At 63.2% G+C, this 24,696-nt stretch carries 23 protein-coding genes; 16 read left to right on the forward strand and 7 right to left on the reverse strand.

Going from position 1 to position 24,696, the window contains the following annotated elements; all coding sequences use genetic code 11:
- Positions 1 to 167: 167 nt before the first annotated feature.
- From argJ to ACNFCH_RS00695, 3 genes are all read left to right on the forward strand, one after another.
- The gene (gene argJ, locus ACNFCH_RS00685) at positions 168 to 1,385 is read left to right on the forward strand and encodes a bifunctional glutamate N-acetyltransferase/amino-acid acetyltransferase ArgJ (RefSeq protein ID WP_070092353.1); all 1,218 of its coding nucleotides are present in this window, start codon (positions 168 to 170) and stop codon (positions 1,383 to 1,385) included.
- Between the two features lie 137 nt (positions 1,386 to 1,522).
- The gene (locus ACNFCH_RS00690) at positions 1,523 to 2,155 is read left to right on the forward strand and encodes a glutathione S-transferase family protein (RefSeq protein ID WP_337158578.1); all 633 of its coding nucleotides are present in this window, start codon (positions 1,523 to 1,525) and stop codon (positions 2,153 to 2,155) included.
- Entirely contained in the window at positions 2,152 to 3,096 is a 945-nt protein-coding gene (locus tag ACNFCH_RS00695) for a Nudix family hydrolase (RefSeq protein WP_416742087.1), read from the forward strand. The genes ACNFCH_RS00690 and ACNFCH_RS00695 overlap by 4 nt, the downstream gene beginning before the upstream one ends.
- Positions 3,097 to 3,224: 128 nt before the next feature.
- Here the strand turns inward: ACNFCH_RS00695 and ACNFCH_RS00700 are convergent, their stop codons facing one another.
- The 3 genes from ACNFCH_RS00700 to ACNFCH_RS00710 are packed head-to-tail and all read right to left on the reverse strand — an operon-like array spanning position 3,225 to position 6,780.
- Positions 3,225 to 3,791, reverse strand: a complete 567-nt coding sequence (locus tag ACNFCH_RS00700; protein ID WP_337158580.1) for a cob(I)yrinic acid a,c-diamide adenosyltransferase — start codon at positions 3,789 to 3,791, stop codon at positions 3,225 to 3,227.
- A 1-nt stretch (position 3,792) separates the two neighbouring features.
- Positions 3,793 to 5,823 (reverse strand): ATP-binding protein, encoded by a 2,031-nt coding sequence (locus ACNFCH_RS00705; RefSeq protein WP_337158581.1) that lies wholly within the window; start codon positions 5,821 to 5,823, stop codon positions 3,793 to 3,795.
- Between the two features lie 39 nt (positions 5,824 to 5,862).
- Positions 5,863 to 6,780, reverse strand: coding sequence for a putative 2-dehydropantoate 2-reductase (locus tag ACNFCH_RS00710; RefSeq protein WP_337158582.1), 918 nt, complete (start codon positions 6,778 to 6,780; stop codon positions 5,863 to 5,865).
- 97 nt (positions 6,781 to 6,877) lie between these two features.
- Between ACNFCH_RS00710 and ACNFCH_RS00715 the strand changes: the two genes are divergently transcribed.
- The 3 genes from ACNFCH_RS00715 to ACNFCH_RS00725 all read left to right on the forward strand — a co-directional run bounded on the left by ACNFCH_RS00715 (position 6,878) and on the right by ACNFCH_RS00725 (position 9,753).
- Entirely contained in the window at positions 6,878 to 7,363 is a 486-nt protein-coding gene (locus ACNFCH_RS00715) for a YajQ family cyclic di-GMP-binding protein (protein ID WP_070092359.1), read from the forward strand.
- Positions 7,364 to 7,475: 112 nt separating this feature from the next.
- Positions 7,476 to 8,318: a mechanosensitive ion channel family protein gene (locus ACNFCH_RS00720; RefSeq protein ID WP_196163056.1), complete on the forward strand. Its 843-nt coding sequence runs from the start codon at positions 7,476 to 7,478 to the stop codon at positions 8,316 to 8,318.
- A gap of 193 nt (positions 8,319 to 8,511) precedes the next feature.
- Positions 8,512 to 9,753 (forward strand): MFS transporter, encoded by a 1,242-nt coding sequence (locus tag ACNFCH_RS00725; protein ID WP_337158583.1) that lies wholly within the window; start codon positions 8,512 to 8,514, stop codon positions 9,751 to 9,753.
- A 10-nt stretch (positions 9,754 to 9,763) separates the two neighbouring features.
- On the opposite strand, the gene ACNFCH_RS00730 is transcribed toward ACNFCH_RS00725, so the two are convergent.
- Positions 9,764 to 11,311, reverse strand: coding sequence for an AmpG family muropeptide MFS transporter (locus ACNFCH_RS00730; RefSeq protein ID WP_196163058.1), 1,548 nt, complete (start codon positions 11,309 to 11,311; stop codon positions 9,764 to 9,766).
- Positions 11,312 to 11,354: 43 nt separating this feature from the next.
- Positions 11,355 to 11,708, reverse strand: coding sequence for an MGMT family protein (locus ACNFCH_RS00735; RefSeq protein ID WP_337158584.1), 354 nt, complete (start codon positions 11,706 to 11,708; stop codon positions 11,355 to 11,357).
- Between the two features lie 153 nt (positions 11,709 to 11,861).
- On the opposite strand from ACNFCH_RS00735, the gene ACNFCH_RS00740 reads away from it, so the two are divergent.
- The 5 genes from ACNFCH_RS00740 to groL all read left to right on the forward strand — a co-directional run bounded on the left by ACNFCH_RS00740 (position 11,862) and on the right by groL (position 16,643).
- A complete protein-coding gene (locus tag ACNFCH_RS00740) occupies positions 11,862 to 12,869 on the forward strand; it encodes a DUF481 domain-containing protein (RefSeq protein ID WP_337158585.1) in 1,008 nt (335 codons plus the stop codon).
- Between the two features lie 203 nt (positions 12,870 to 13,072).
- Complete coding sequence (locus ACNFCH_RS00745) at positions 13,073 to 13,804, forward strand: HugZ family protein (protein ID WP_337158586.1); 732 nt, start codon at positions 13,073 to 13,075, stop codon at positions 13,802 to 13,804.
- A 66-nt stretch (positions 13,805 to 13,870) separates the two neighbouring features.
- Positions 13,871 to 14,335, forward strand: coding sequence for an FxsA family protein (locus ACNFCH_RS00750; protein WP_337158587.1), 465 nt, complete (start codon positions 13,871 to 13,873; stop codon positions 14,333 to 14,335).
- Between the two features lie 320 nt (positions 14,336 to 14,655).
- Complete coding sequence (locus ACNFCH_RS00755; protein ID WP_009395550.1) at positions 14,656 to 14,949, forward strand: co-chaperone GroES; 294 nt, start codon at positions 14,656 to 14,658, stop codon at positions 14,947 to 14,949.
- Between the two features lie 50 nt (positions 14,950 to 14,999).
- A complete protein-coding gene (gene groL, locus ACNFCH_RS00760) occupies positions 15,000 to 16,643 on the forward strand; it encodes a chaperonin GroEL (RefSeq protein ID WP_070092367.1) in 1,644 nt (547 codons plus the stop codon).
- 168 nt (positions 16,644 to 16,811) lie between these two features.
- Here groL and ACNFCH_RS00765 read toward each other — a convergent pair whose 3' ends face one another.
- On the reverse strand, positions 16,812 to 17,540 hold the full coding sequence (locus ACNFCH_RS00765) for a phosphatase PAP2 family protein (RefSeq protein ID WP_337158588.1): 729 nt from the start codon (positions 17,538 to 17,540) through the stop codon (positions 16,812 to 16,814).
- A gap of 178 nt (positions 17,541 to 17,718) precedes the next feature.
- Between ACNFCH_RS00765 and colR the strand changes: the two genes are divergently transcribed.
- From colR to ACNFCH_RS00790, 5 genes are all read left to right on the forward strand, one after another.
- Positions 17,719 to 18,402, forward strand: a complete 684-nt coding sequence (colR, locus tag ACNFCH_RS00770; protein ID WP_043213544.1) for a two-component system response regulator ColR — start codon at positions 17,719 to 17,721, stop codon at positions 18,400 to 18,402.
- Positions 18,392 to 19,720, forward strand: coding sequence for a HAMP domain-containing sensor histidine kinase (locus ACNFCH_RS00775; protein ID WP_337158589.1), 1,329 nt, complete (start codon positions 18,392 to 18,394; stop codon positions 19,718 to 19,720). Before colR ends, ACNFCH_RS00775 begins: the two co-directional genes overlap by 11 nt.
- Before the next feature lie 106 nt (positions 19,721 to 19,826).
- Positions 19,827 to 20,507: a class I SAM-dependent methyltransferase gene (locus ACNFCH_RS00780; RefSeq protein WP_196163064.1), complete on the forward strand. Its 681-nt coding sequence runs from the start codon at positions 19,827 to 19,829 to the stop codon at positions 20,505 to 20,507.
- A 6-nt stretch (positions 20,508 to 20,513) separates the two neighbouring features.
- A complete protein-coding gene (locus tag ACNFCH_RS00785) occupies positions 20,514 to 21,215 on the forward strand; it encodes a lipopolysaccharide kinase InaA family protein (protein ID WP_337158591.1) in 702 nt (233 codons plus the stop codon).
- Positions 21,212 to 21,439 (forward strand): hypothetical protein, encoded by a 228-nt coding sequence (locus tag ACNFCH_RS00790; protein WP_337158592.1) that lies wholly within the window; start codon positions 21,212 to 21,214, stop codon positions 21,437 to 21,439. Before ACNFCH_RS00785 ends, ACNFCH_RS00790 begins: the two co-directional genes overlap by 4 nt.
- Before the next feature lie 223 nt (positions 21,440 to 21,662).
- Here the strand turns inward: ACNFCH_RS00790 and ACNFCH_RS00795 are convergent, their stop codons facing one another.
- The gene (locus ACNFCH_RS00795; RefSeq protein ID WP_416742088.1) at positions 21,663 to 24,695 is read right to left on the reverse strand and encodes a multidrug efflux RND transporter permease subunit; all 3,033 of its coding nucleotides are present in this window, start codon (positions 24,693 to 24,695) and stop codon (positions 21,663 to 21,665) included.
- Between the last annotated feature and the right edge of the window lies 1 nt (position 24,696).

The raw sequence follows: 24,696 nt of genomic DNA on the forward strand, positions 1-24,696 counted from the left end.
TCTGTTGGCTTGAGAGCCTGGGGCTGCCGTGCAGTCCCAGTCGCGATACAAGGCCGCTCCCACAGGTACCACGCCGTACCGGTAGGAGCGGCCTTGTGCCGCGAAAGGGGCGCGAAGCGGCCCCGCTTTTCCATCACCCTTATCACCGTTTTTCTAGGAGCGCTTACATGGCTGTTGGTCTTGGTCCTTTGCCCACCCTGCACCCGGTTCCCGGTTTCGAACTCGGCATCGCTTCGGCGGGTATCAAGCGCCCTGGGCGCAAGGACGTGGTGGTGATGCGTTGCGCCGAAGGCTCCAGCGTCGCCGGTGTATTCACCCTCAACGCCTTCTGTGCAGCGCCTGTGATCCTGTCCAAACAGCGCGTGCAGGGCACCGTGCGCTACCTGCTGACCAATACCGGTAACGCCAACGCCGGTACCGGCGCACCGGGCCTGGCCGCTGCCGAGCGTACTTGCGCCAAGCTGGCGGAACTGGCGGGCGTGGACGCCAGTGCCGTACTGCCGTTCTCCACCGGCGTGATTGGCGAGCCGCTGCCGGTCGAGAAGATCGAGGGTGCATTGCAGGCGGCCCTGGACGATCTGTCCGAGAACAACTGGGCTGAAGCCGCCACCGGCATCATGACCACCGACACCCTGCCCAAGGGGGCCAGCCGCCAGTTCCAGCATGACGGCGTGACCGTCACCGTGACCGGCATCAGCAAGGGCGCGGGGATGATTCGTCCGAACATGGCCACCATGCTCGGCTACATCGCCACCGACGCCAAGGTCGCGCCCTCGGTGCTCAAGGACCTGCTGCTCGACGGCGCCAACAAGTCGTTCAACCGCATCACCATCGACGGCGACACCTCGACCAACGACTGCTGCATGCTGGTGGCCACTGGCAAGGCCAACCTGCCGGAAGTCACCCAGGCCAGCGGTGCGCTGTTCGAAGCCCTGAAGAAGGCTGTATTCGAAGTGTGCATGGAAGTGGCCCAGGCCATCGTGCGCGACGGCGAAGGTGCGACCAAGTTCGTCACCGTTCAGGTCAACGGTGGCGGCAATCACCAGGAGTGCCTGGATGTGGGCTACGCCGTGGCTCACTCGCCGCTGATCAAGACCGCGCTGTTCGCCTCCGATCCGAACTGGGGCCGCATCCTCGCCGCAGTCGGCCGTGCCGGCGTGCCGGCGCTGGACGTCAGCCTGATCGATGTATTCCTCGATGACGTGTGTATCGCCAGCAAAGGCGGCCGCAGCCCGAGCTATACCGAGGACCAGGGCGCCAAGGTGATGGCTCAGGAAGAAATCACCATTCGCATCGAGCTTGGCCGTGGCCAATGCAGCGAAACCATCTGGACCACCGACCTGTCCCACGAGTATGTGAAGATCAACGCTGAATACCGCACCTGATTCAGCCAGGGCCGCGCTGCGGCCCTTTCGCGGCACAAGGCCGCTCCTACACGGGCTTGCGCGGTCCCTGTAGGAGCGGCCTTGTGCCGCGATGGGCTGCAGACAGCCCTGACATTCCAACCCAATGGAGCCGAACCATGAGCTATCACCTGATCATCGGCGACAAGCTGTACTCATCCTGGTCGCTACGCGGCGCCCTGGCCCTCGAGCTGGCTGGCGTGCCCTATGAAGAAACGCTGATTACCCTCAACCAGCCCGATACCCGCAAGCGCCTCCTCGCATTCTCTGCCACCGGCAAGGTGCCGCTGCTCAAGACCGAGCACGGCGTTATCGCCGACTCCTTGGCCATTGCCGAATACCTCGCCGAACGCCACCCCGAAGCCCAGCTGTGGCCGGTGGATATCGCTGCCCGTGCCCAGGCGCGTTCGGCCTGCGCGCAGATGCACAGCGGTTTCATGGCCCTGCGCAGTGCGATGCCATTCGATCTGTCTCGTGACGAAGCGCTGGAAAACATGCCGCTGGACGTGCAAGTCGATATCGACCGCATCGTTGCCCTGTGGTCCGAGTGCCGGCTGGCGGCCAAGGAGCCTGGGCCGTTCCTGTTCGGCAAGCCGAGCCTGGCCGATGCGTTCTTCGCGCCGGTGGCAGTGCGTCTTCGTACCTACCGTGTCGAAGTCCCGGCCGAGGCGGCCACCTACATTGAAACCATTTATCAGTGGCCGGCCTTCCAGGCTTGGCAGAAAGCTGGCCTGGCGGAGCGAGAAGGGTGAAGCGGATTCATGTTGTGGCGGCGGTCATTCGTGGCGCCGATGGGCGCATCCTGATCGCTCGCCGAGCCGATACCCAGCACCAGGGCGGGCTTTGGGAGTTTCCGGGCGGCAAGGTGGAAGAAGGCGAAGCCATCGAGATGGCGCTGGCCCGTGAGTTGCGCGAAGAGCTGGGCATCGAGGTGACCCGTTCGCGGCCGTTGATAAAGGTCAGCCATGACTACCCGGACAAACAGGTGTTGCTGGATGTTCGTGAGGTAGACGCCTTTACTGGCGAACCCCACGGCGCCGAGGGCCAGCCACTGGCCTGGGTGGCGCCGCGTGACTTGGGGCAGTACGCGTTCCCCGAGGCCAACACGCCGATCGTCGCTGCCGCGCGTCTGCCGGACCAGTACCTGATCACCCCTGATGGCCTTGAGGCGCCGGAGCTGCTGCGCGGCATCCAGAAAGCCATCGCGGGCGGCATCCGCCTGATCCAACTGCGGGCACCGGACATGTACGATCCCAAGTACCGTGATGTGGCTGTCGATGCGGTCGGGCTGTGCGCCGGCAAAGCCCAGCTGATGCTCAAGGGGCCGCTGGAATGGTTGGGCGACTTCCCGTCGGCGGGTTGGCACCTGACGTCCGCGCAGCTGCGCAAGTATGCCGCCAAGGGCAGACCGTTTCCGACGACCCGCTGGTTGGCAGCTTCTTGCCACAACGCCGAAGAGCTGGCCCTGGCTGAGCAGATGGGGGTGGATTTCGTCACCTTGTCGCCGGTGCAGGCCACCCAGACCCATCCCGAGGCCACACCATTGGGCTGGGAGGCGGCTGGCCGGTTGATCCAGGGGATCAATCATCCGGTGTTCCTGCTCGGAGGCGTTGGAGCCGCTGAGCGTGAGCGTGCCTGGGAGATCGGTGCCCAGGGCGTTGCAGGCATCCGGGCGTTCTGGCCGCAGGCGTGATGTCGATCATTCGCGGGTAAACCCGCTCCCACAAGTACAGCGCAGCCCTCAAGAGCTGCGCAGTCCAGCAGCAGCGACGTTCATCGACGCGGGCGTTGTGGGGGCGGGTTGAAGAGCAGCTCGCGATATCAGCCCTGGGGCTTGGCCGCAGCCTGCCACAGCACCTCGGCGACCCCTTGGCGTCGCCCGATGATCCGCGCTGCGACGAACAACAGGTCGGACAGCCGGTTGATGTACGCCAAGCCCACCCCTTCCAGCGGCTCGATGGCGTTCAACTGTTGGCACCGCCGCTCCGCACTGCGCGCCTGGCTTCGGCACACATGGGCCTGGGCCACCAGCGCCGAGCCACTGGGCAGGATGAAGTTCTTCAGCGGCCCGAGTTCCTCGTTCCAGCGGTCGATGGCCACTTCCAACCGCTCCACTTCGCCCTGGTCCAAGGCTTGGTAGCTGGGCATCGCCAGTTCGCCACCCAAATCGAACAGTCGGTGCTGGCAGGGCGCCAGAACCTCGATCAACTCTTCCAGCGCTTCGGCCTGCAGCCCGGCGAGCAGCACGCCCAGCTGGCTGTTGAGGCTGTCCACCTCGCCGATCGCCTCGATCCGCGGATGATCCTTGGGCACCCGACGGCCATCGCCAAGGCCGGTTTCGCCTTTGTCCCCGGTGCGGGTGTAGATCTTAGACAACCGATAGCCCATCTCATGCCTCCGTGTTGGCCGACGCCATTGGTGCCGGCTGGCCGAGGGGCAGGCGCAGGGTAAAGCAGGTGCCCTGGCCGGGCGCGGAGTGAACCTCCATCTGCCCCTTGTGATTGTTGGTGATGATGAAATACGAAACCGACAGGCCGAGCCCTGTCCCCTGGCCGATCTCCTTGGTGGTGAAGAACGGTTCGAACGTGCGTTTGCGCACCGATTCGGGCATGCCGACGCCGTTGTCCTCGACCTGGATTTCCGCCCAGGGCGGGTTGAGCCGGGTACGCAGGACGATACGCCCAGGTTCGGCGGGCTGCGGCCGTTGGTGGATGGCCTGGGCGGCGTTCTTGAGCAGGTTCAACAGCACTTGCTCCAGCTCGTTGGCGGTGCAGGGCACCGGCCCCAGCTCGGGGTCGAACTGGCGCACGATATGCTGGCCCTTGAAGTCGAAACCGACCGTCAGGTCGAAGTCGTTGCCTGCGATTTCCACGGCCTGATCGATCAGGGCGGGCAAGTCGCAGGGTGCCAGTTGGCGATTGCTGCGCCGGCTGAAGCTGAGCATGTGGGTGACGATCTTCGCCGCCCGTGCGCCGGCCTGCTGGATGCCGTCGAGCAACTGTGGAACGTCGCGGCTTTCGAGGTAGCGATTGACGGTCGCCAGGTCGATGTCCAGCTCCGCAGCCTGCTCCTGGTTGCGCGGCAGCTCCGGCGAGAGCCGGCGGCGAATGTTCTGCACGTTGTGCAGGATGGCGCCAAGCGGGTTGTTGATCTCATGGGCCATGCCAGCGGCCAGCCCGCCCACCGAGAGCATTTTCTCCGACTGCACCATCATCTCTTCGAGCGACAGGCGCTGGGTGATGTCGTCGATACGAATCACCACGCCTCGGCCGCCGCCGCCAGTCAGTGGGTAGAAGGTCAGGGCATAGTGGCGCAGGTCCTCGCCCTTGGGCCAGGTGACCCGTTCGATCTTCGCCACCCGGTGTTTCTCGACGCTTTCCTTGAGCTGCGGGAGAAACGGCTTGAGCGGCTCGAAGGCAATGAAGATCGGTTGGTTCAGCGCTTCGTCCAGGGGCGTGCCGGAGAGCACGGTCGCCTCGTGGTTCCACTGGGTCACGTAGAGCTGCTCGTCCAGGGCGATGAGGGCCGAGGGCATGGAATCGATGATGCTGTTGAGGTAGTTCTGAAAGCCTGTGAGCTTCTTCTCGATCTTGCTGCGCACCTGGACTTCCAGCTCCAGCTTGCGATTGGTATGGCGGGTTTCCTCGGCCAGGCCCTGGGCCTGGTCATAGGCCATCTGGAACTCGTCGCGGGTGCGCTTTAGCTGCTGCTCGCGCGCCTCGATGCGCGAAAGCATGGTGTTGAACGCCTCGGCCAGGCTGCCGATCTCGTCGTCGTTGCCGCGTCGGGCGCGCAGGGCATAGCTCTCCTCGCGGGTGACCTGACGGCTGAGTTCCTCCAACTGGTTGATGGGCTGGGTGATCAGGCGCTTGATCTGCCGGGCGATGACCATCCACAACAGGATGCTGAACACCAGGATCGCCAGGCTGGCGGTCAGGGTGCCGGTGTAGAAGGCCACGGGCAGTTCGCTGCTGGCCACCAGCAGCAGGTGCGCCGGCGGGCCGCCTTCGCGGGGCAGGCGGATCAGCTGGGTGCTGCGAAACTCCATCAGGCGCCAGCCATCGATGTTGCGAAAACGCTTGGGCAGGGCCAGCGGCTCGCCATGTTGCAGCTGCGCCAACATGCGCCCATCGCTGCCGTACAAGGCCGCTGCACGCAAGGGGGAATAGCTGTCCAGCTCTTTGAGCAGCGCCGTGGCCGTTTGCGGTGAGTCGCCGGCGCGGGCCGACAGCTGTGGGTTGGACACCAGCCGACCGATGGTCTGCAGCGCCTGGGGCGCCATGCTTTCCTGGGTGATCCAGTAGGCGGCGCTGATGAACGTCAGGTTGGCCACCAGAAGGATGGTGACCAGCAATACCAGCAGGGCCGCCAGCAGCTTTTGCCCGACCGGGAGGTTTTCCAGGCGTTGGCGCAAGGTCATGGGCGAGGGCGTGTCCTCTGTGCGGTTGAAGGGCCAGCGTCAGTCGCTGGGCAGGCCTCGGGCATTCAAGCTATCGACCAGGCGTTGGTGCAGGCGTTCCAGGTGTGGCACGTCCAGGCCATGGCGGCCAGCGGCCCGGCAGGCGTGGCCAAGCAGGTAGTGCACCTCGGTGCGACGGCCATGGCGTACATCCTGGTACATGGAAGAGTAGTTGGCCGCGGTGGCCAGGATCACCCGTTGCACCTGTTCATCCAGCCCTTCGGCGGCCTCAGGCTGGCCGCAGCGGCGCAGCAGCCCGGCAAGTTCGTCGCACAGGGTGGAGACCTCGCCCAGATGCTCCAGCAAGCCGCCATTGTGGCAGTCATGGAGCACGGTCAGCGGGTTGATCGCGCAATTGAGCGCCAGCTTGCGCCACAGGCGGGTCAGGATATCCACCGTCCATTCGGCAGGGATGGCGGCATCGTGCAAATCGTCGAACCATTCCGGCAGGGAAGGGTTGATGGGGTCGCCCAACCAGTTGAAGCCTTGTCCGGCAAAGCGCACACGCCAGTCGTCCTCGCGGAAGGCGCCTTCGGTGCTGGAGGCGAAAATGCAACGGACGTGAGGGACCTGATCGGCCACTTCATCCTGGCTGCCCAGGCCGTTCTGCAGTAGCAGCAGTTCGGCACCGTCGGCCAGGCGAGGTGCCAAACGGGCGATGGCGGGCGCGGCGTCATAGGCCTTGCAGGCCACCAGCAGGCGGTGGATGGGGCCGTGAGCCTGGTCGGTTTCGGCGGGAATCGCGTAATGGCTGGTCTGCTCTTGCTCCAGCAAAGTCAGGCCGCCAGCGGCTTGATACGCGGCCAGGCGCTGCTCGTCACGCAGGATCAGACGGACCGCCTTGCCCGCGCGGGCCAGGCGACAGGCCCAGAGGCTGCCGAGGCTACCGGCGCCGAGAATATGCCAGGTGCTGCTCATCTGCGTTTCGCAACCCGTTATAATGAGTTCGCATTTTAACCGTCAAACCTGGCGCGCTCCATCCGACCGAGCGCGCTTTTATTTTTGGAGAACAACCATGCCTTCGTTCGACGTGGTATCGGAACTGGACAAGCACGAAGTCACCAACGCCGTGGACAACGCGGTGAAGGAACTGGACCGTCGCTACGACCTCAAGGGCAAGGGCAGCTTCGAGTTCAAGGACAAGGAGCAGACCGTGCTCCTGACCGCCGAGGCGGAATTCCAGCTCGAGGCGATGATCGAGATTCTTCGCATGGCCCTGGTCAAGCGCAAGATCGACGTCAAGTGCCTGGAAGTCAAGGATGCCTACCCTTCGGGCAAGGAAATGAAACAGGAAGCCAAGTTCCGCGAGGGTATCGACAAGGACCTGGCCAAGAAGATCGTTGCCACCATCAAGGATGGCAAGCTGAAGGTCCAGGCCGCCATCCAGGGCGAGCAGGTGCGCGTCACCGGCAAGAAGCGTGACGACCTGCAGGAAGCCATCGCCCTGCTGCGCACCAAGGAATTCGAGATGCCGCTGCAGTTCAACAACTTCCGCGACTGATCAGGTATCGCAGGAACCTTGATGGCGTATTGATGTCCATGGGTCCCTGAGGCCGCGGAAATTCCGCGGCCTGTTTTTTCGTGTATGTGTCATCCGGCATCAGGAGATGAATATGGATTTGAACGCTGAAGTCGATCAGCTGGTCCGCCAATCGCAGACCTGGATCCCTTTGATCATGGAATACGGCAGCCGCGTGGCGCTCGCGCTGGTGACCCTGGCTATCGGCTGGTGGGTCACCAACAAGCTCAGCGCCCGCCTGGGCAAGCTGGTCGGGATGCGCAACTCTGATCCGGCGCTGCAAAGCTTCATCAGCACCCTCGCCAACATCGTGCTGAAGATACTGCTGGCGATCAGCGTGGCCTCGATGATCGGCATCGAGACCACCTCGTTCGTGGCGGCCATCGGTGGTTCCGCCCTGGCGATCGGCCTGGCCCTGCAGGGCAGCCTGGCGAACTTCGCTGGTGGCGTGCTGATCTTGCTGTTCCGCCCGTTCCGTATCGGCGACTGGATCGAAGCCCAAGGCGTCAGCGGCACCGTGGACAGCATCCAGATCTTCCACACCGTGTTGCGTACCGGTGACAACAAGACCGTGATCATGCCCAACGGCAGCCTGTCCAACGGTATCGTCACCAACTTCAACCGCCAGCCCACCCGCAAGGTGGTGTTCGATGTGGGCGTGGACTATGACGCCGACCTGCAGAAAGCCCGCAATGTCCTGCTGGAGCTGGCCAAGGACCCCCGCGTCATGCAGGATCCGGCCCCGCAGGCGGTGGTTTCCACCCTGGGCGACAGCGCGATCACCGTGTCCCTGCGCGTATGGGTCAAGACCGCCGATTACTGGGACGTGATGTTCATGCTCAACGAGCATGCCCGTGATCGCCTCAAGGCCGAAGGCATCGACATCCCCTTCCCGCAGCGGGTCATCCGCGTGGTGCAGGAGGCGGCTGTGCAGTAAACTGCACTGCGCGACGTACCTATCGCGGGGCAAGCCCGCTCCTTCTGATTCAGTGCATGCGTTCAGCGTGCATTCGAACGGTGGAGCGAGGCTTGTCCCGCGATGCGTTTCAGCCCATTACACTTGTTCACAGCCTGATCCTGTCATTTCTGGCATATAGGCTGATCCCTCCTGTTTTCAGCTGTTTTTCATCATGAAACCATTGCTGCATATCACGCCTCTGCGAGCCTTGCTGTTCGCGCTGACCCTGGCCCTGTTCGAATTGCTGACGTACCTCGCCAGTGATGCGGTCATGCCCGCCATGCCCGTGGTGGTCGACGACCTCAAGGCCAGCCCCGAGTACATTCCCCACGCCCTGAATCTGTACCTGCTCGGCGGTGTGCTGTTGCAATGGCTGATCGGCCCGCTGGCCGACCGCTATGGTCGTCGTCCGCTGTTGCTGGCTGGCTGCGCGTTCTTTGGCGTGGCCTGCCTGGCCACCTACTGGGTGCACGACATCGGGCTGTTCAACCTGCTGCGCCTGTTGCAGGGCATTGGCCTGGGCTTTGTCGTCACGGTCAGCTACCCAGCTTTGAACGAGGCGTTCAGCGAAGCCGATGCGGTGCGCATGATGGCCTTGTTGGCGAACATCGCCTTGCTGTCGCCCCTGTTGGGGCCGTTGGTGGGCACTTTGCTGTTGCAATGGCTGGACTGGCGCTGGTTGTTCCTGGCCTTCGCCGTCGGTGCGGTGCTGACTTGGCTGCTGCTGTACCGGCTGATGCCGGAAACATTGGGCGTGGAGCGGCGCGATGGTTCTCGCCTGCCGTTCACCCCAATCCATCTGCTGCCGTTGCTGGCCGGCTATGGCCAACTGCTGGCCAATCGCCGATTCGTGGCGGGCAGCGCGGCGCTGGGCCTGGTGGGCTTGCCACTGATTGGCTGGATCGGCCTATCGCCGGTACTGCTGATCAGCGACGAAGGCTTGAGCACAATGGAGTATGCGCTGTGGCAACTGCCGGTGTTCGGTGGCCTGATCCTGGGCAACCTGATCATCAACCGCATCGCTGACCGCTACCCGCTGGCCAGCCTGGTGCGGGGCGCGCTGTGGCCCTACCTGGCAGGCCTGTGCCTGATGGTCGTGGCAACCTGGACTTGGCCGACGGTGACCAGCCTGGTCGCGGGGATGTCGTTGTATGCCCTGGGCCTGGGCGTGGCCAACGCGGTGCTGTACCGCATGACCCTGTTCTCCAGCGAGCAGAGCAAGGGGCTGGTGTCGGCCATGCTGGGCATGATCACCATTGCCCTGCTGGGGCTCGGTGGCGCGCTGCTGGCGATGCTGGGGGCGGGGGCGAGCCTGATGCACTTCGCACTGGGGGCAGGTATCGCCGGGGCGCTGGCGTTGTGGCCGTTGTGGTACGTGGTGGGTGGGCGTCGGGACGAAGGGGCTGTGGCCTAGAGACTGTATCTCAAGGCCGTTCGGTCGCGGAATCTTCCACGGGCGCCTGCTTGCCGCGGCCGGCTTCTTGATGCCAGTGCAGGGCAATCAGGATCAAGGTCGGCACGCCCAGCAGGGCGGTGATCAGGAAGAAGTCGTGGTAGCCGAACTTCTCTACCAGCACGCCTGAATATCCACCGATCAAGCGTGGCAGCAGCAGCATGATCGAACTCAGCAAGGCGTACTGAGTCGCCGAGAACTTCAGGTTGGTCAGGCTCGACAGATAGGCGACGAAGGCCGAGGTGGCAAGGCCCGAGCTGAAGTTGTCCAGAGAGATGGTGACCACCAGCATCTCCAGGTTCGGGCCCATGTCGGCCAGCATCAGGAACAGGATGTTGGTCGCCGCCGATGCCGCACCGCCGATGAACAGGATCGGCAGGATGCCGAAGCGCACGATCAACAGTCCGCCGATACCCGCGCCGACCAGGGTCATGATCAAACCGAAGATCTTGCTGACGCTGGCGATCTGGTCCTTGGTGAAGCCCTGGTCGATGTAGAACACGTTGGCCATCACGCCCATCACGGTGTCCGACATGCGGTAGGTGGCGATCAGGCCCAGCAGCAGCAGCGCCTGCCAGCGATAGCGCAGGATGAAGTCGTTGACCGGTGTCAGCACGGGCGCCAGGCCCCGGCGGCCCAGGGACGACAGGCAGGCCCAGGTCAGCAGCACGTAAAGAATCAGGCGCAGGAAGGCACGGTCCTCGAGCAGCAGGTCGAGTATCGTCGCGTCGCCGGAAATCACGGTGGACCATCCCGTGTTGAACATCTGGGTGAAGCTCGCCGGCACCGATACCAGCAGGATGATCAACACGAACACCGAAGCCAATTGGTGCACAAGCCCATAGCGCGCCGCCGACAGCTGGGTGCGCATGGGCACCGGTGGTTCGCGCATCACCAGCGTGGTGAACACGGCCGGCAGCATCAGCACGCCGAACAGCACGTAAGTGCCGGTCCAGGCCTGGTGCAGGTAGCTAAAGCCGGTGGAACCGAACCATTCGGCGAAGAACAGGGCGCCAGCGGTGGCGAGCAGGGCGGCGACCCGGTAGCCGGCCATGTAGCTGGCGGCGAGGGCGGCCTGACGCTGGTCGTCGGCGATTTCCAGGCGGTAGGCGTCGACGGCGATGTCCTGCGTGGCCGAGGCGAACGCCACCAGCACGGCCAGGGCAATCAGCCAGGAAAGGTGTTTTTGCGGGTCGCACAGGCCCATGCCGATCAGACCGATCACCACCAGCATCTGCGACAGCAGCAACCAGGAGCGGCGACGGCCCAGGGCGCCGAGCACCGGCAGGCGCCATTGGTCGAGCAAGGGCGACCAGACCCATTTGAACGCGTAGGCCAGGCCGATCAGGCTGGCGTAGCCGATGGTTTCGCGGGCAACGCCAGCCTCCCGGAGCCAGACCGACAATGTCGAGAACACCAGCATGTAGGGCAGACCGGCGGCGAAACCGAGCAACAAGAGCACCAAGGTCGACGGGCTGGCATAGGCAGCGAGCGCAGCGCGCCAGGTTTTACGGGGCATGGGCCAACATCTGCCTCAAGTTTGCGAAAACAAAACGCGCACTCTAACCGCTGTGCTCCATTGGACGCCAGCCGTGACGCGACATATCGACGCGATTGTTCCTGACTGTAACGCCTTCTGCACGCAATCGTGCGCGCTGTTCGTCTCCTGACGGCGTACCCAGCGCCAGGCTCAGACGACCGCCCGCACCGAGCACCCGGTGCCAGGGCAGGCGGGTGTCGGGAGGCAGTTGCCCGAGGGTGCGGCCCACCCAGCGCGCTGCGCGGCCCAGGCCCGCCAGCTCGGCCAACTGACCGTAACTGACCACCTTGCCGGCCGGAATTTCACCGAGTACCGAGTACAGCGCCATTCGTCGGGCCTGGGCATCGTCTGGCGGCGCGTGCGAGGGGCCAGACATCAGAGGAGCCCTGGCCTGTAGATGAAAGCGGACCAACGGTCGGGGCAAATGAGAGTGGAACTCAACGGCATGGTCTGGGTCTGTCCTTGCTCTGGTCGTGGCGATCTGGATAATGCCCGGCTTTTTTCGTCAAATCGAACCTGTAGTCAGCTTATGTATTCTAGAACCCTGCTTTTCATCCTTGCTGTTTTCTCCTGCGTGCCGGTATTCGCCGACACCGTATGGATGAAAAACGGCGACAGGCTCAGTGGCACGATCAAGGTCTTCGATGGTGGCAAGCTATTGTTGCAAACCACCTACGGCGGCGCCATCGCCTTGGACTGGAAGCAGGTGCAGACCTTGGAGAGCGACCAAGAGCTGCTGGTCAAACAGGACGCCTATACCGGTGAAAAGGCCAAGTCGCTCAAGGCCGCCGAGCCCGGCAAGGTCACCCTGGCCAATGGCGATGCGCCCAAGACGGTGGACCTGGCCAGCATCGAGCAGATCATGAAGCCCCAACCGCTGGTCGAGGACTTCCTGTGGAAGGGCAATGTGGACCTGGCCATGGATTACAAGCGCGCCGAGAACGATACCGACGACTACGACATCAGCTTCAAGACCACGGCCCGCCATGGCCGCTGGCGACACAACGCCGAAGGCGAATACAACCGCGAGACCAAGGACGACGTCACCACCACCAACAATTGGAGTGCTGAATACGCGCTGGACCGCTTCATCACCGACAAGTGGTTCTGGCAGGGGCGTGTGGAGTACAAACGTGACCATGTCGAGGACCTGGCCCGCCAGCGTACCGTGGGTACTGGCCCGGGCTACCAGTTCTGGGACGACGAGCTGGGCGCTTTCTCCCTTGGCACGCTGATCAACCGCACCGATTTCGAATACCGCGACGGCGGCAAGGACAACTTCTATTCCGCCGCTGTGAAGTGGGACTACAACCGCTATCTCATTGGCAAGAGTGTCGAGTTGTTCACCAGCGGCGAGGTGGGCAAGCCGCTGGGTGGGGTGGCGAACTATGCGTTGGATGCCGAAGCGGGCCTGCGCTACAAAGTCACCGAATGGGCCTCGCTCAACCTCAAGGCGGAAAAAGACATCATCAGCGGCACGCGTGACAGTGACCTGGACAAGACCCGCTACACCGCAGGCTTTGGCGTGACCTGGTAGGTATCGGGCCTCTCCGACAGGGACGGTTCCTGTAGGCGCGGCCTTGCATCGCGATGGGCCGCAAAGCGGCCCCAGGGGCTCAAGGACGCCAGCGCTTCGACGTAGGATGGCCCGCAGCGCCCGCGCTGTTCTGCTGATGTGGCACGCGACGGGGATAATGCTTATCTTGTCAGCCAACCCGTCCCCCACCAGGAGCGCCCTTTGTGAGTAACAACGCCCTGCGCCCCGCCCGCGAACTCCTGCTCAAGGAATACCGCGGCGTGCTTTCGACTCATTCCAAGTCCATGCCCGGCTATCCATTCGGCTCCGTGGTGCCGTACTGCCTGGACGCCGAGGGGCGTCCGCTGATCCTCATCAGCCGCATCGCCCAGCACACCCACAACCTGCAGAAAGATGCCAAGTGCTCCTTGCTGGTGGGCGAGCGGGATGCCGAGGATGTCCAGGCGGTAGGGCGCCTGACGGTAATGGCCGAGGCGCGCAAGCTCACCGACGAAGCCGCCGTCGAGATGGCAGCCGAACGCTACTACCGTTACTTCCCCGACGCGGCCAACTACCACAAGGCCCACGATTTCGACTTCTGGGTGCTGGAGCCGGTACGCCATCGCTACATCGGCGGGTTCGGCGCGATCCACTGGCTCGACCAGGTCACCTTGGCCAACCCCTTCGCCGGCAAGGCCGAGGCGAGCATGATCGAGCACATGAACAGCGACCATGCCAATGCCATCGCGCATTACGTCGCGCTGACCGACCTGCCGCGTACCGCGCCTGCCGAGATGGTCGGTATCGACAGCGAGGGCATGCACCTGCGCATCGGCCAGGGTATCCACTGGTTGGCGTTCCCCCATGTTTGCAACACGCCGATACAGGTTCGCGAAGCCTTGGTCTTGCTGGCCCGCGCCGACCAATGGCCAGCCGCGACGAAGGTCGAGGGTTGAAATGGCGAGCGCACGCATCCATCTGATGGTCGTAATGGAAGGTTTTCTTCCGCCGAGGATCCGTTGATGCGTGCTTTTCTACTGCTGTTTCTGATTTTTCCGGTGCTGGAGCTGTTCGTCTTCGTCAAGGTCAGCGCCGCCATCGGTTTCTTCCCGGCGTTGCTGTTGATCATCGCCGGTTCTGCCTTGGGCGTGCTGGTGATGCGAGTGGCTGGGCTGGCCACAGCCCTGCGTGCCCGTGAGAGCCTGCAACGCGGCGAGCTGCCGGCCGAAGACATGTTCCAGGGCATGATGCTGGCGCTGGGCGGTGGTCTGCTGTTGCTGCCGGGCTTCATCAGCGACGTGCTGGGCCTGCTGTGCCTGTTGCCGTTCACCCGTCACCTCGCCGCACGCAAGATGCGCCAACGCGCCGAGGCCCAGGCCATGCGCCAGCGGGCCTTCCAGGACGACCCGTTCCAGGCCCGGCCAAGCCAGGACGCCGGCCATCGCCCCAACGTGATCGAGGGCGAGTACGAGCGGCACGACAAGTAAGTAACACGGGCCGCTTCGCGCCCCTTTCGCGACACGAGGCTGCGCTACAGACGCCTGCATGGCCCTGTAGGGCGGCCTCGTGTCGTTAAGGGGCTGCGAAGCGGCCCCGGCATTTTCAATCCGATGAAAAATTTTCTCGGGCAAGCCTTGTAATTGATTTTGCCGACCACATGTATGGGTCACCGCAAGGTTTCTGGTGGCGACACCAGACATATATACGGGGCTCGTCCCGTGCGAACCCTGACCGGCAACGCCGGACCGTATCAACCCGCCGGTATCGACACCGGCCGATGAAAACCACAATTTGGGAGAGATCGACAATGAAGCTTCGTCCTCTGCATGACCGCGTCGTCATCCGTCGCAGCGAAGAAGAATCGAAAACCGCTGGCGGTATCGTCCTGCCGGGTTCGGCCGCTGAAAAACCAAACCGCGGCGAAGTCGTCGCCGTCGGCACCGGTCGCATCCTGGACAACGGCGAAGTTCGTGCCCTGGCCGTCAAAGTGGGTGACAAAGTGGTCTTCGGCCCTTACTCGGGCAGCAACACCGTCAAAGTCGACGGCGAAGACCTGCTGGTGATGAGCGAGAACGAAATCCTCGCTGTCGTCGAAGGCTGATTCCCCTCCCGGTTTCCAGAAGCATTCTAGAATTCAAGGATTAAACGATCATGGCTGCTAAAGACGTAAAATTCGGCGATTCCGCCCGTAAAAAAATGCTGGTTGGCGTCAACGTTCTGGCTGACGCGGTAAAAGCGACCCTGGGCCCGAAAGGCCGTAACGTTGTCCTGGCCAAGAGCTTCGGCGCTCCGACCATCACCAAGGACGGCGTTTCCGTCGCCAAGGAAATCGAGCTGAAGGACGCCTTCGAGAACATGGGCGCCCAGCTGGTCAAGGAAGTCGCTTCCAAGGCCAACGACGCAGCCGGTGACGGCACCACCACCGCTACCGTTCTGGCTCAGGCCATCGTCAACGAAGGCCTGAAGGCCGTTGCCGCCGGCATGAACCCGATGGACCTCAAGCGCGGCATCGACAAGGCCACCGCTGCCATCGTCGCCGAGCTCAAGAGCCTGTCCAAGCCTTGCGCCGATTCCAAGGCCATCGCCCAGGTAGGTACCATCTCCGCCAACTCCGACACCTCCATCGGTGAAATCATCGCCGAAGCCATGGAAAAAGTCGGCAAAGAAGGCGTCATCACCGTTGAAGAAGGCTCGGGCCTGGAAAACGAACTGTCCGTCGTAGAAGGCATGCAGTTCGACCGCGGCTACCTGTCGCCGTACTTCATCAATAAGCCGGACACCATGGTTGCCGAGCTGGAAGGCCCGCTGCTGCTGCTGGTCGACAAGAAGATCTCCAACATCCGCGAACTGCTGCCAGTGCTGGAAGCCGTTGCCAAAGCCGGCCGTCCGCTGCTGATCGTTGCTGAAGACGTCGAAGGTGAAGCCCTGGCTACCCTGGTCGTCAACAACATGCGCGGCATCGTCAAGGTCGCTGCTGTCAAGGCACCTGGCTTCGGCGACCGCCGCAAGGCCATGCTGCAGGACATCGCCACCCTGACCGGCGGCCAGGTCATCTCCGAAGAAATCGGCCTGACCCTGGAAACCACCACCCTGGAGCACCTGGGTAACGCCAAACGCGTCATCCTGTCCAAGGAAAACACCACTATCATCGACGGCGCTGGCTCCGATGCCGACATCGAAGCACGCGTCAAGCAGATCCGTGCCCAGATCGAAGAAACCTCTTCGGACTACGACCGTGAGAAGCTGCAAGAGCGTCTGGCCAAACTGGCTGGCGGTGTTGCCGTGATCAAGGTCGGTGCTGGCACCGAAGTCGAGATGAAAGAGAAGAAAGCCCGCGTTGAAGACGCCCTGCACGCTACCCGCGCAGCCGTCGAAGAAGGCGTTGTACCTGGCGGTGGTGTTGCCCTGGTTCGCGCTCTGCAGGCTGTTGCCGATCTCAAAGGCGACAACGAAGACCAGAACGTCGGTATCGCCCTGCTGCGTCGCTCGGTCGAAGCGCCGCTGCGCCAGATCACTGCCAACGCCGGCGACGAGCCAAGCGTTGTCGCTGACAAGGTCAAGCAAGGTTCGGGCAACTACGGCTACAACGCCGCTACCGGCGAATACGGCGACATGATCGAGATGGGTATCCTGGACCCAGCCAAGGTCACCCGTTCGGCTCTGCAAGCCGCAGCTTCGATCGGTGGTCTGATGATCACCACCGAAGCCATGGTTGCCGACCTGCCGGAAGACAAGCCAGCTGCAGGCGGCATGCCTGACATGGGCGGCATGGGTGGCATGGGCGGCATGATGTAAGCCAGCCTTACCCGCTGTATGAAAAAGCCCCGCCTAGTGCGGGGCTTTTTCTTGGGCGTGTGTTTTGCAATCGTGGTACAGCTTTTCGTGGGTAAACCCCACAGGGATCTACGGGTGATGTGGGTACTGGCGACAGCCTGCGATGGGGCGCCAAGCGCCCCTGTTGTTTCAGGCAATGCTGCGCTGAGGCACCACCTCCACAGCGACGCCTCGGCGATACAAGACCAGGTAATAGCAGCCCAGCCCGATCAACCAGCAGAACACCGCCGTCCACACGTTGTGTGACAGGAAGTGCGCCCCCTGCAGCATACGGCCGATAGACAACACGGTTCCGGTCACGAAGGCCACGGTGAACGCTGCGCGGGCCAGGCGTGGTCGACGATCACGCAGCATGAAGAACAGCGCGAACAGGCTGAAGCCCGTCGCCGCATGGCCGCCCGGCCAGCAGCGACCAGGTTTGTCGGTTTGCGGGCGATGTTCCAGCAGTTTGCTATAGGTTTCCTTGCCGCCAAACTGACTCAGGCTCCATGGGCACTGCACTGCGGTCACCGCCTTGAGCGGGGTGACGAACGAGGTGGACAGCGCCAGCGACAGAACCAGGCAACCCAGTTCGCGACGCCAGCCGAACAGGCGCGACCAGAAGAAGCTGGCGATGAAGGCGACGATGGACAGCAAGCCTAGGACGATCACGATCTGCTTGACCCGGTCATGCAGGATATTTTCCAGCAGGTAGCTGTGACGGCCGATGAACTGCCCGGCCACCGGGTCGAACGCCAGGTTGGCCACGTCCATGTCCACGGAGGTCCATTCACTCAGGAGCAGGGCCAGTACGGTGACAAAGGGAATGCCCAGGTACAGCCAGAGGTTGATCGGGCGGGGGCGGGTGGGTACTTGCATGACGGCTCCAGGGACGATAAATGCCGGGCATTGTCGGCCTGCCGCTATCCTGGGTTCGTGAAGGATCAGTGAAAATTACGTCAGCAACGGCCAAATGCCTCCAAGGCTGGCGCGGCGCGGGCGATGGCCTTAAGCTGCGCCTGCCGCGCAGAGCGAAAGCGTCGTACAGGAGAAACCGATGCGCATTCTACTGGTTGAAGACAACCGCGATATCCTCGCCAACCTGGCCGACTACCTGGGGATGAAAGGCTATACCGTCGACTGCGCCCAGGACGGCCTGTCCGGGCTGCACCTGGCGGCGACCGAGCACTACGACTTGATCGTCCTCGATATCATGCTGCCCGGGATCGACGGTTACACGCTGTGCAAGCGCCTGCGCGAAGACGCCCGTCGTGATACCCCGGTGATCATGCTCACCGCCCGCGACCAGCTCGACGACCGCTTGCAGGGCTTTCGCTCCGGCGCAGACGATTACCTGCTCAAGCCCTTTGCCCTGTCGGAGCTGGCGGCGCGTATCGAGGCGGTGCTGCGCCGCTCCCAGGGCGGTGGCCGGCGCACGCTGCAGGTCGCCGATCTGAGCTACGACCTCGACACCCTGGAAGTCACCCGCCAGGGCCGTCTGCTCAAACTCAACCCCGTCGGCCTCAAGCTGCTGGCGGTGCTGATGCAGAAGAGCCCGCACGTGCTGCGCCGCGAGGTGCTGGAAGAAGCCCTCTGGGGGGACGATTGCCCCGACAGCGACAGCCTGCGCAGCCATGTCCATCAACTGCGCCAGGTGATAGACAAACCGTTCGAAAAGCCTTTGCTGCATACCGTCCATGGCGTCGGCTATCGCCTCGCCGAGGGCCGTGATGGAGTTTAAGCAAAGCCTTGCCCAGCGCATCATCATCGCCTTTGCGTTGATGAGCGCCTTGGTCGCCGGGGCCTTCGCCTTCGGTATCGTCGCCACGGTCCACCTGGTCGAGGAACGGCTGATTTCCGCCGTGCTCGGCGGCGACCTGCAGCGTCTGCTGCGCATGGACAGCATCAGCGACTGGAGTCACCGACCTCGTCCCGACCAGTTGTTCTATTTCAGCGGCGGACGTGACGATTTCGAGTTGCCCAAGGACTTGCGGCACCTGACGCCGGGCTTCCACGAGGTGTTCCGCGACCAGCTTTCCTACCACGCCATGGTCGAGATCGTCGATGGACGGCGCTATGTGCTGCTGCAGGACCAGAGCGATTTCGAAGAGCGTGAGCGGGTGCTGTTCGCGGTCGTGGTGGTGGGCTTCGTGCTCAGCCTGGTGTTGGCGGTGACCCTGGGCTGGCTGCTGGCAAGACGCGTGATGGCACCGGTCATCCGGTTGGCCCGGCAGGTCCGCCACCGGGACCAGCTGCTGGGCCTGGCTCCGCCTCTGGCGCCGGACTATGCGGCAGACGAGGTCGGCCAGTTGGCCGTGGCCTTCGACGATACGCTGGGCCGTCTGCGTGATGCCCTGACTCGCGAGCGGTTGTTCACCAGCGATGTCAGCCATGAGCTGCGCACACCGCTGATGGTGCTGGCCACCTCCTGCGAACTGTTGATCGAAAACCCCAACCTGGACAGCCGTTCACGCAGTCAGGTGGAGCGCATTGCGCGGGCGACCGAGGAGATGCGTGAACTGGTCAAGACCTTCCTGATGCTCGCCCGTGCCCAGCGTGACGAAGGGGCGGTCGCCTCCCAGGCGACCTTGAGCGAAGTGGCCGACGACCTGGTGGGCGTATGGCGCGATACCATCGAGCAGAAGGGCCTGACCCTTTACTACGATGGCCGGGTCAGCGCGAGCCCGGTGCTGTACAACGCGACCTTCCTGCAATCGGTGATGGGCAATCTCTTGCGCAACGCCGCCCACTACACCGACAGCGGTTACATCCGCCTTAGCCTGGAGCCGAGCGGCTTTAGTGTCGAGGACAGCGGCGTGGGCATTCCCGAGGAGCAGCGCGAAGCGATGTTCCGCCCCTTCGTGCGGGGCGACGAACGCCGCGGCGAAGGCCTGGGCCTGGGCTTGTCGCTGGTGCAGCGGATCTGCGACGACCAGGGCTGGCGCGTTACCCTGACGGCGACTTTGCCCCATGGCTGTCGTTTCCAGGTGGATCTGAGCAAGGGCAAGGTGATAGCGACGGGGAGCGAGATAGGTGGCCAGACCCCACTGTTGGGGTGATATCTGAAATATCCTGTTGCAGGCATGACGTATTTTTCACATTGGCATGACCTGATTCCAACGCTTCGCTCCCTAGAGTGGGCGGAATTGAATCAGGAGATGTCCGATGCGGAGCCCGATCAAACTCCCATTTTCCGAGAAGTACGACCGTCAGCATGCCCAGGAGTACTTCCTCAAACACCAGGATGGTCTGGCTCGCCGCCTCTCTCACCACCGTGACGAACAACTGGCCCGCCGCGCCCTGGCGCTGGCGGGTGAGCCTGGCCTGGTGCTCGATCTGCCGTGCGGTGCCGGGCGTTTCTGGCCGTTGCTGGCGGAAAAGCCCAACCGGGTGATCATCGGCGCCGACAACTCCGCCGACATGATCGAGACCGCCTGCACCTCCCAGCCGCCCGAGGTGGTTGCCCGGGTGCGTCCCCTGCAGACCTCTGCGTTCGCTATCGATTTACCGGACAACGCCGTGGACAGCATTTTCTGCATGCGCCTGTTCCACCACATCGGCGACCCTGCCCACCGCAAGACAATCCTCTCGGAGTTTCATCGGGTCAGCCGCGACAGCGTGATCTTGTCCCTCTGGGTGGACGGCAACTTCAAGGCCTGGCGACGCAAGAAGCTTGAGCAGCGGCGCAGTGCCAAGGCTGCGCAGGGCAGCTATCAAAATCGCTTTGTGTTGCCTGTCGATACCATCGAGAATGAGTTTGTTACAGCCGGTTTCAGAATTCAGGACCGTCTGGATTTCCTGCCGTTCTATGCGATGTGGCGGGTGTACGTATTACGCAAGGGGTAGGTGTTCATGGCAGTGGCCGGCAATGCAGTGTCCGATTTCGAGTTCTACTGGCAGCAGCAGGGTGAATGGGTGGAAGAGCCCAACCAGCGGCGCGGCGGTGAGAGTGGTGTGCAGCGCCTGAGCGATGCGAAGGGAAGGGTCCTGTACGCCAAGCGCCAGGTCGGTCACATCTATCGCAGCCTGCGCCATCCGTTCGGCCGTCCGACGGTACTGCGTGAGCTGGATGCCCTGAACAGTTTCGAGCAGCTCGGCGTGCGTGTGCCGCGTCTGGTTTTCGCCGGCGCCGAGCGGGGTGCCGACCACCAGTGGCGAGCCCTGCTGGTGAGCGAGGCGCTCGACGGGTTCGTCGACCTGGACACTTGGCACGCCGAAGGTGCCCGCGAGCGTTATCCACAGGTGCTGCATGAACGCATGCTCAAGGAGTTGGCCGACAACCTGGCGCGTATGCACCTGGGCCACTGGCAGCACGGTTGCCTGTATGGCAAGCATGTGTTCGTGAAGGTTATCGGTGAGGGTGAGCGGGCCCGGGTCGAAGTCGCGCTGCTGGACCTGGAAAAGTGCCGTCGGCGTATCAGTTGCCAGCGCGCCGCTGCCAAGGACCTGCGCCAGCTACGGCGCCATTCGTCATTCAACGACGCAGAGTGGCAGAGCCTGCTCTATTTTTACCAGATGGCGTTTGGCAGCGCTGTCAAAGGGTTAGAGCAATGAAACTAGAAATCGCTCGAGCTTTGTTCCTGGTCGCGGCACTGGCTGTGACCACCGTTGCGGTGGCGGCCTGGGAAGAGCCGAGACCGGCCGTGTTCAGCAAGGCCGAGATAGGGGGCCTGTGCGCGGTGCCCCACGAAGTGAAGCAGCAGAGCACGGTCCAGCCGGATCATGACCTGTTGTTGTTCCTGTTCGGTATGCGCCAAGGGCTGCGACCGTTCGGTTGATCGAGCGCGTGATGGACAAACGCCAGGGGCCCAATGAAGGGCCCCTGGCGTTTTTATGTCCGCCGATTTTGTGTTGACCGCTTCGCGGGTAAACCCGCTCCCACAGGTTCGGCGGTGCCCTTGAGAGCAACGTGCGCCAGTAGTAGGAAAGGTTCGGCGATGCCTTACGAATCGACACGGGTGTTGTAGGAGCGGGTTTACCCGCGAAGAGGGCAGCGCTGCCTCAAGCCTTCACTGCGCTCCTGTGCGCCAGCAGCGTATAGATGCTCGGCAACACGAACAGGGTGAACAGCGTGCCGATCGACATGCCTGTGGCGATCACCATGCCGATGTCGAAGCGGCTGACCGCACCAGCCCCGGTGGCCAGGATCAGCGGCACCATGCCGAACACCATGGCGGCCGTGGTCATCAGCACCGGCCGTAGGCGTATGGCGGCGGCCACTTCAATGGCCTCGCGCGCATCCACGCCCATGCGCTCGCGCAACTGATTGGCGAACTCGACGATCAGGATGCCGTGCTTGCTGATCAGGCCGATCAGCGTCACCAGCCCCACCTGGGTGTAGATGTTCATGCTCGAGACCCCGAGGAACAGCGGCAGCAATGCCCCGCAGATGGAGAGGGGCACCGTGACCAGGATCACCAGCGGGTCCCTGAAACTCTCGAACTGCGCCGCCAGCACCAGGAAGATGATCGCCAGCGCCAGGCCAAAGGTGACCCACAGCGCACTGCCTTCCTGGACGAACTGCCGTGCGGTACCGGCATAGTCGAACGAGAAGCCTTCCGGCGCCTCCTCGTGGGCGATCGCCTGTACGGTCTGCAGCGCCTCGCCGACGCTGACCAGTGGAAAGCCCTGGATGATCGCCGAGTTAAGCTGCTGGAACTGATTGAGCTGTCGGGGCCGGGCGCGGTCGCTGACGGTGATCAGGGTCGACAGGGGCAGCAGTTGGTCCTGATCGTTCTTCACGTAGTAGTTGCTGAGCCAGCCGGCGTTGTCTCGATAGGGCCGCTCGACTTGGGCGATGACTTTGTAGCTGCGTCCTTCGAGGGTGAATCGGTTGATTTCCCCCTCGCCCAGCAGCGTGGCCAGAGTACCGCCCAGATCATCCATGGACACGCCCATCTGCGCGGCCTTGGCCCGGTCGATGTCCACCACCACCTCGGGCTTGTCGAACGCCAGGTCGATGTCGAGGAAGGCGAACTTGCCCGACGCCTGGGCGCGCGCCTTGATCCGCTGGGCCACGTCCAGCAGGGCAGGGTAATCGCCTGCGGTATTGATCACGAACTGGAACGGCAGGCCTTCGCCCGTGCCGGGCAGCGACGGCAGGTTGAAACCGAAGATCTGCAGGCCGCCGATCTGCTCAAGCTTTGCCTGCACCAGCGGCAACAGCTCCATCTGGGTGCGCTCGCGTTCGTTCCAGGGCTTGAGCAGGAAGCCGCCGATGCCGCTCTGCACGCCGTTGAAACCATTGATCTGGAACGATGAGTAGTATTCGGGGAACGTCTTGAACAGCGGCGTGAACTCATCGGTGTAGGCGTTGAGGTAGTCCAGGTTGGCGGTCTGGGGCGCGTTGCTCATCATGAAGATCACCCCCTGGTCCTCATCCGGGGCCAGTTCGTTGTGGGTGAACATCAGGAGTACGGGAATCAGGCACAGGACGATCACGGCGAACACCAGCACCACCGGCCGGCTGTTCAGGGTGGCGTGCAGCAGGCGCTGGTAACGGACCTTGAGACCGTCGAACAGCACGTCCAGGCGATGGGCCAGGCCGCTGGGGTTCTCTTCGTGGCGCAGCAGCAGGGCGCACATCATCGGCGACAGGGTCAGGGCGACGATGCCGGAGATGACCACTGCGCCAGCCAGGGTCAAGGCGAACTCCTTGAACAGCGCGCCGGTCAGGCCCGTGAGAAAACCGATGGGGGCATAGACCGCCGCCAGGGTGATGGTCATCGACACCACCGGCATGGCGATCTCCCGGGCGCCTTCCAGCGCGGCCTCGAAGGGCGTCTTGCCTTCTTCCATGTGCCGGTGGATGTTCTCCACCACGACAATGGCATCATCCACCACCAGGCCGATCGCCAGCACCATGGCCAGCAAGGTCAGCAGGTTCAGCGAATAGCCCATCATTTGCATGAAGAACAGCACGCCGATCATTGACAGTGGAATGGTCACCACCGGGATGAGCACCGAGCGCAGGGCGCCGAGGAACAGGAACACCACGACGATGACGATCAGCACGGCCTCGCCGAGGGTCTTGATCACCTCGTCGATGGAGGCCTGGATGAACAAGGTGGCGTCATAGGCGATGGAGACCTTGAGGTTCGAGGGCAGCTCCGCTTCCAGCGTCGGCATGATCCGGCGCACTTCCTTGATCACTTCCAGCGGGTTGGCGGCGGGCGTGGCCTTGATGCCGATGTACACCGAGGGCGTGCCATCGAAGGAACTGACCGTGTCGTAGTTCTCCGCGCCCATTTCCACCCGGGCTACATCGCCCAGCAGCACGCGCCTGTCGCCAACGGTCTTGAGCGGCAGCTTGGCGAATGCCTCGGCGGATTTGAGCTCGGTGGTGGCGTTGATGCTGGTGACCACGTATTCGCCCTTCACTTCGCCGGCGGCGGAGAGAAAGTTATAGCGGCGCACCGCGTTGGTCACGTCGGTGGCCGCAAGGCCAAAGCCCGCCAGCTTCACAGGGTCCAGCCAGATGCGCATGGCGAACACCTGGTTGCCGAGGATTTCCGCCTCGGCCATGCCTGGCAAAGTGGCCAGCTTGGGCTGGATAACCCGCGAGAGGTAGTCGGTGATTTGCGGGTTGCTCATTTGCTGGCTGTAGAAGCTGATGTACATCAGCGCCGAGGCGTCGGCGGCCTCCTTGCTCAGCACCGGGTCCTCGGCGTCCTGTGGCAGCTTGTTGCGCACCTCGTTGGCCTTGGCCAGCAGTTGGGTGAACAGGCGGTCGGTGTCGGCACCGATGCGTGCGTAGATTGAGATCACCGAGAAGTTCTGGCGACTCACCGAGGTCATGTAGTCGATACCCTCGGCGCTGGCCAGGCTCTGTTGCAGGGGCTGGGTGATGTAGCCTTGGATGGTCTCGGCGTTGGCGCCGGGGTAGGCGGTGGTCACCGTGATCAGGGCGTTTTCCATTTGCGGATACTGGCGGATCTGCAGCTTGCTCCAGGCCTGGAAACCCAGCAGCAGGATCAACAGGCTGACCACGCTGGCCAGGACGGGGCGGCGGATGAACGGGTCGGTGAACGCCATG

It is taken from the genome of Pseudomonas sp. NY15354, from assembly GCF_048068075.1.
Taxonomy (GTDB): domain Bacteria; phylum Pseudomonadota; class Gammaproteobacteria; order Pseudomonadales; family Pseudomonadaceae; genus Aquipseudomonas; species Aquipseudomonas guariconensis_C.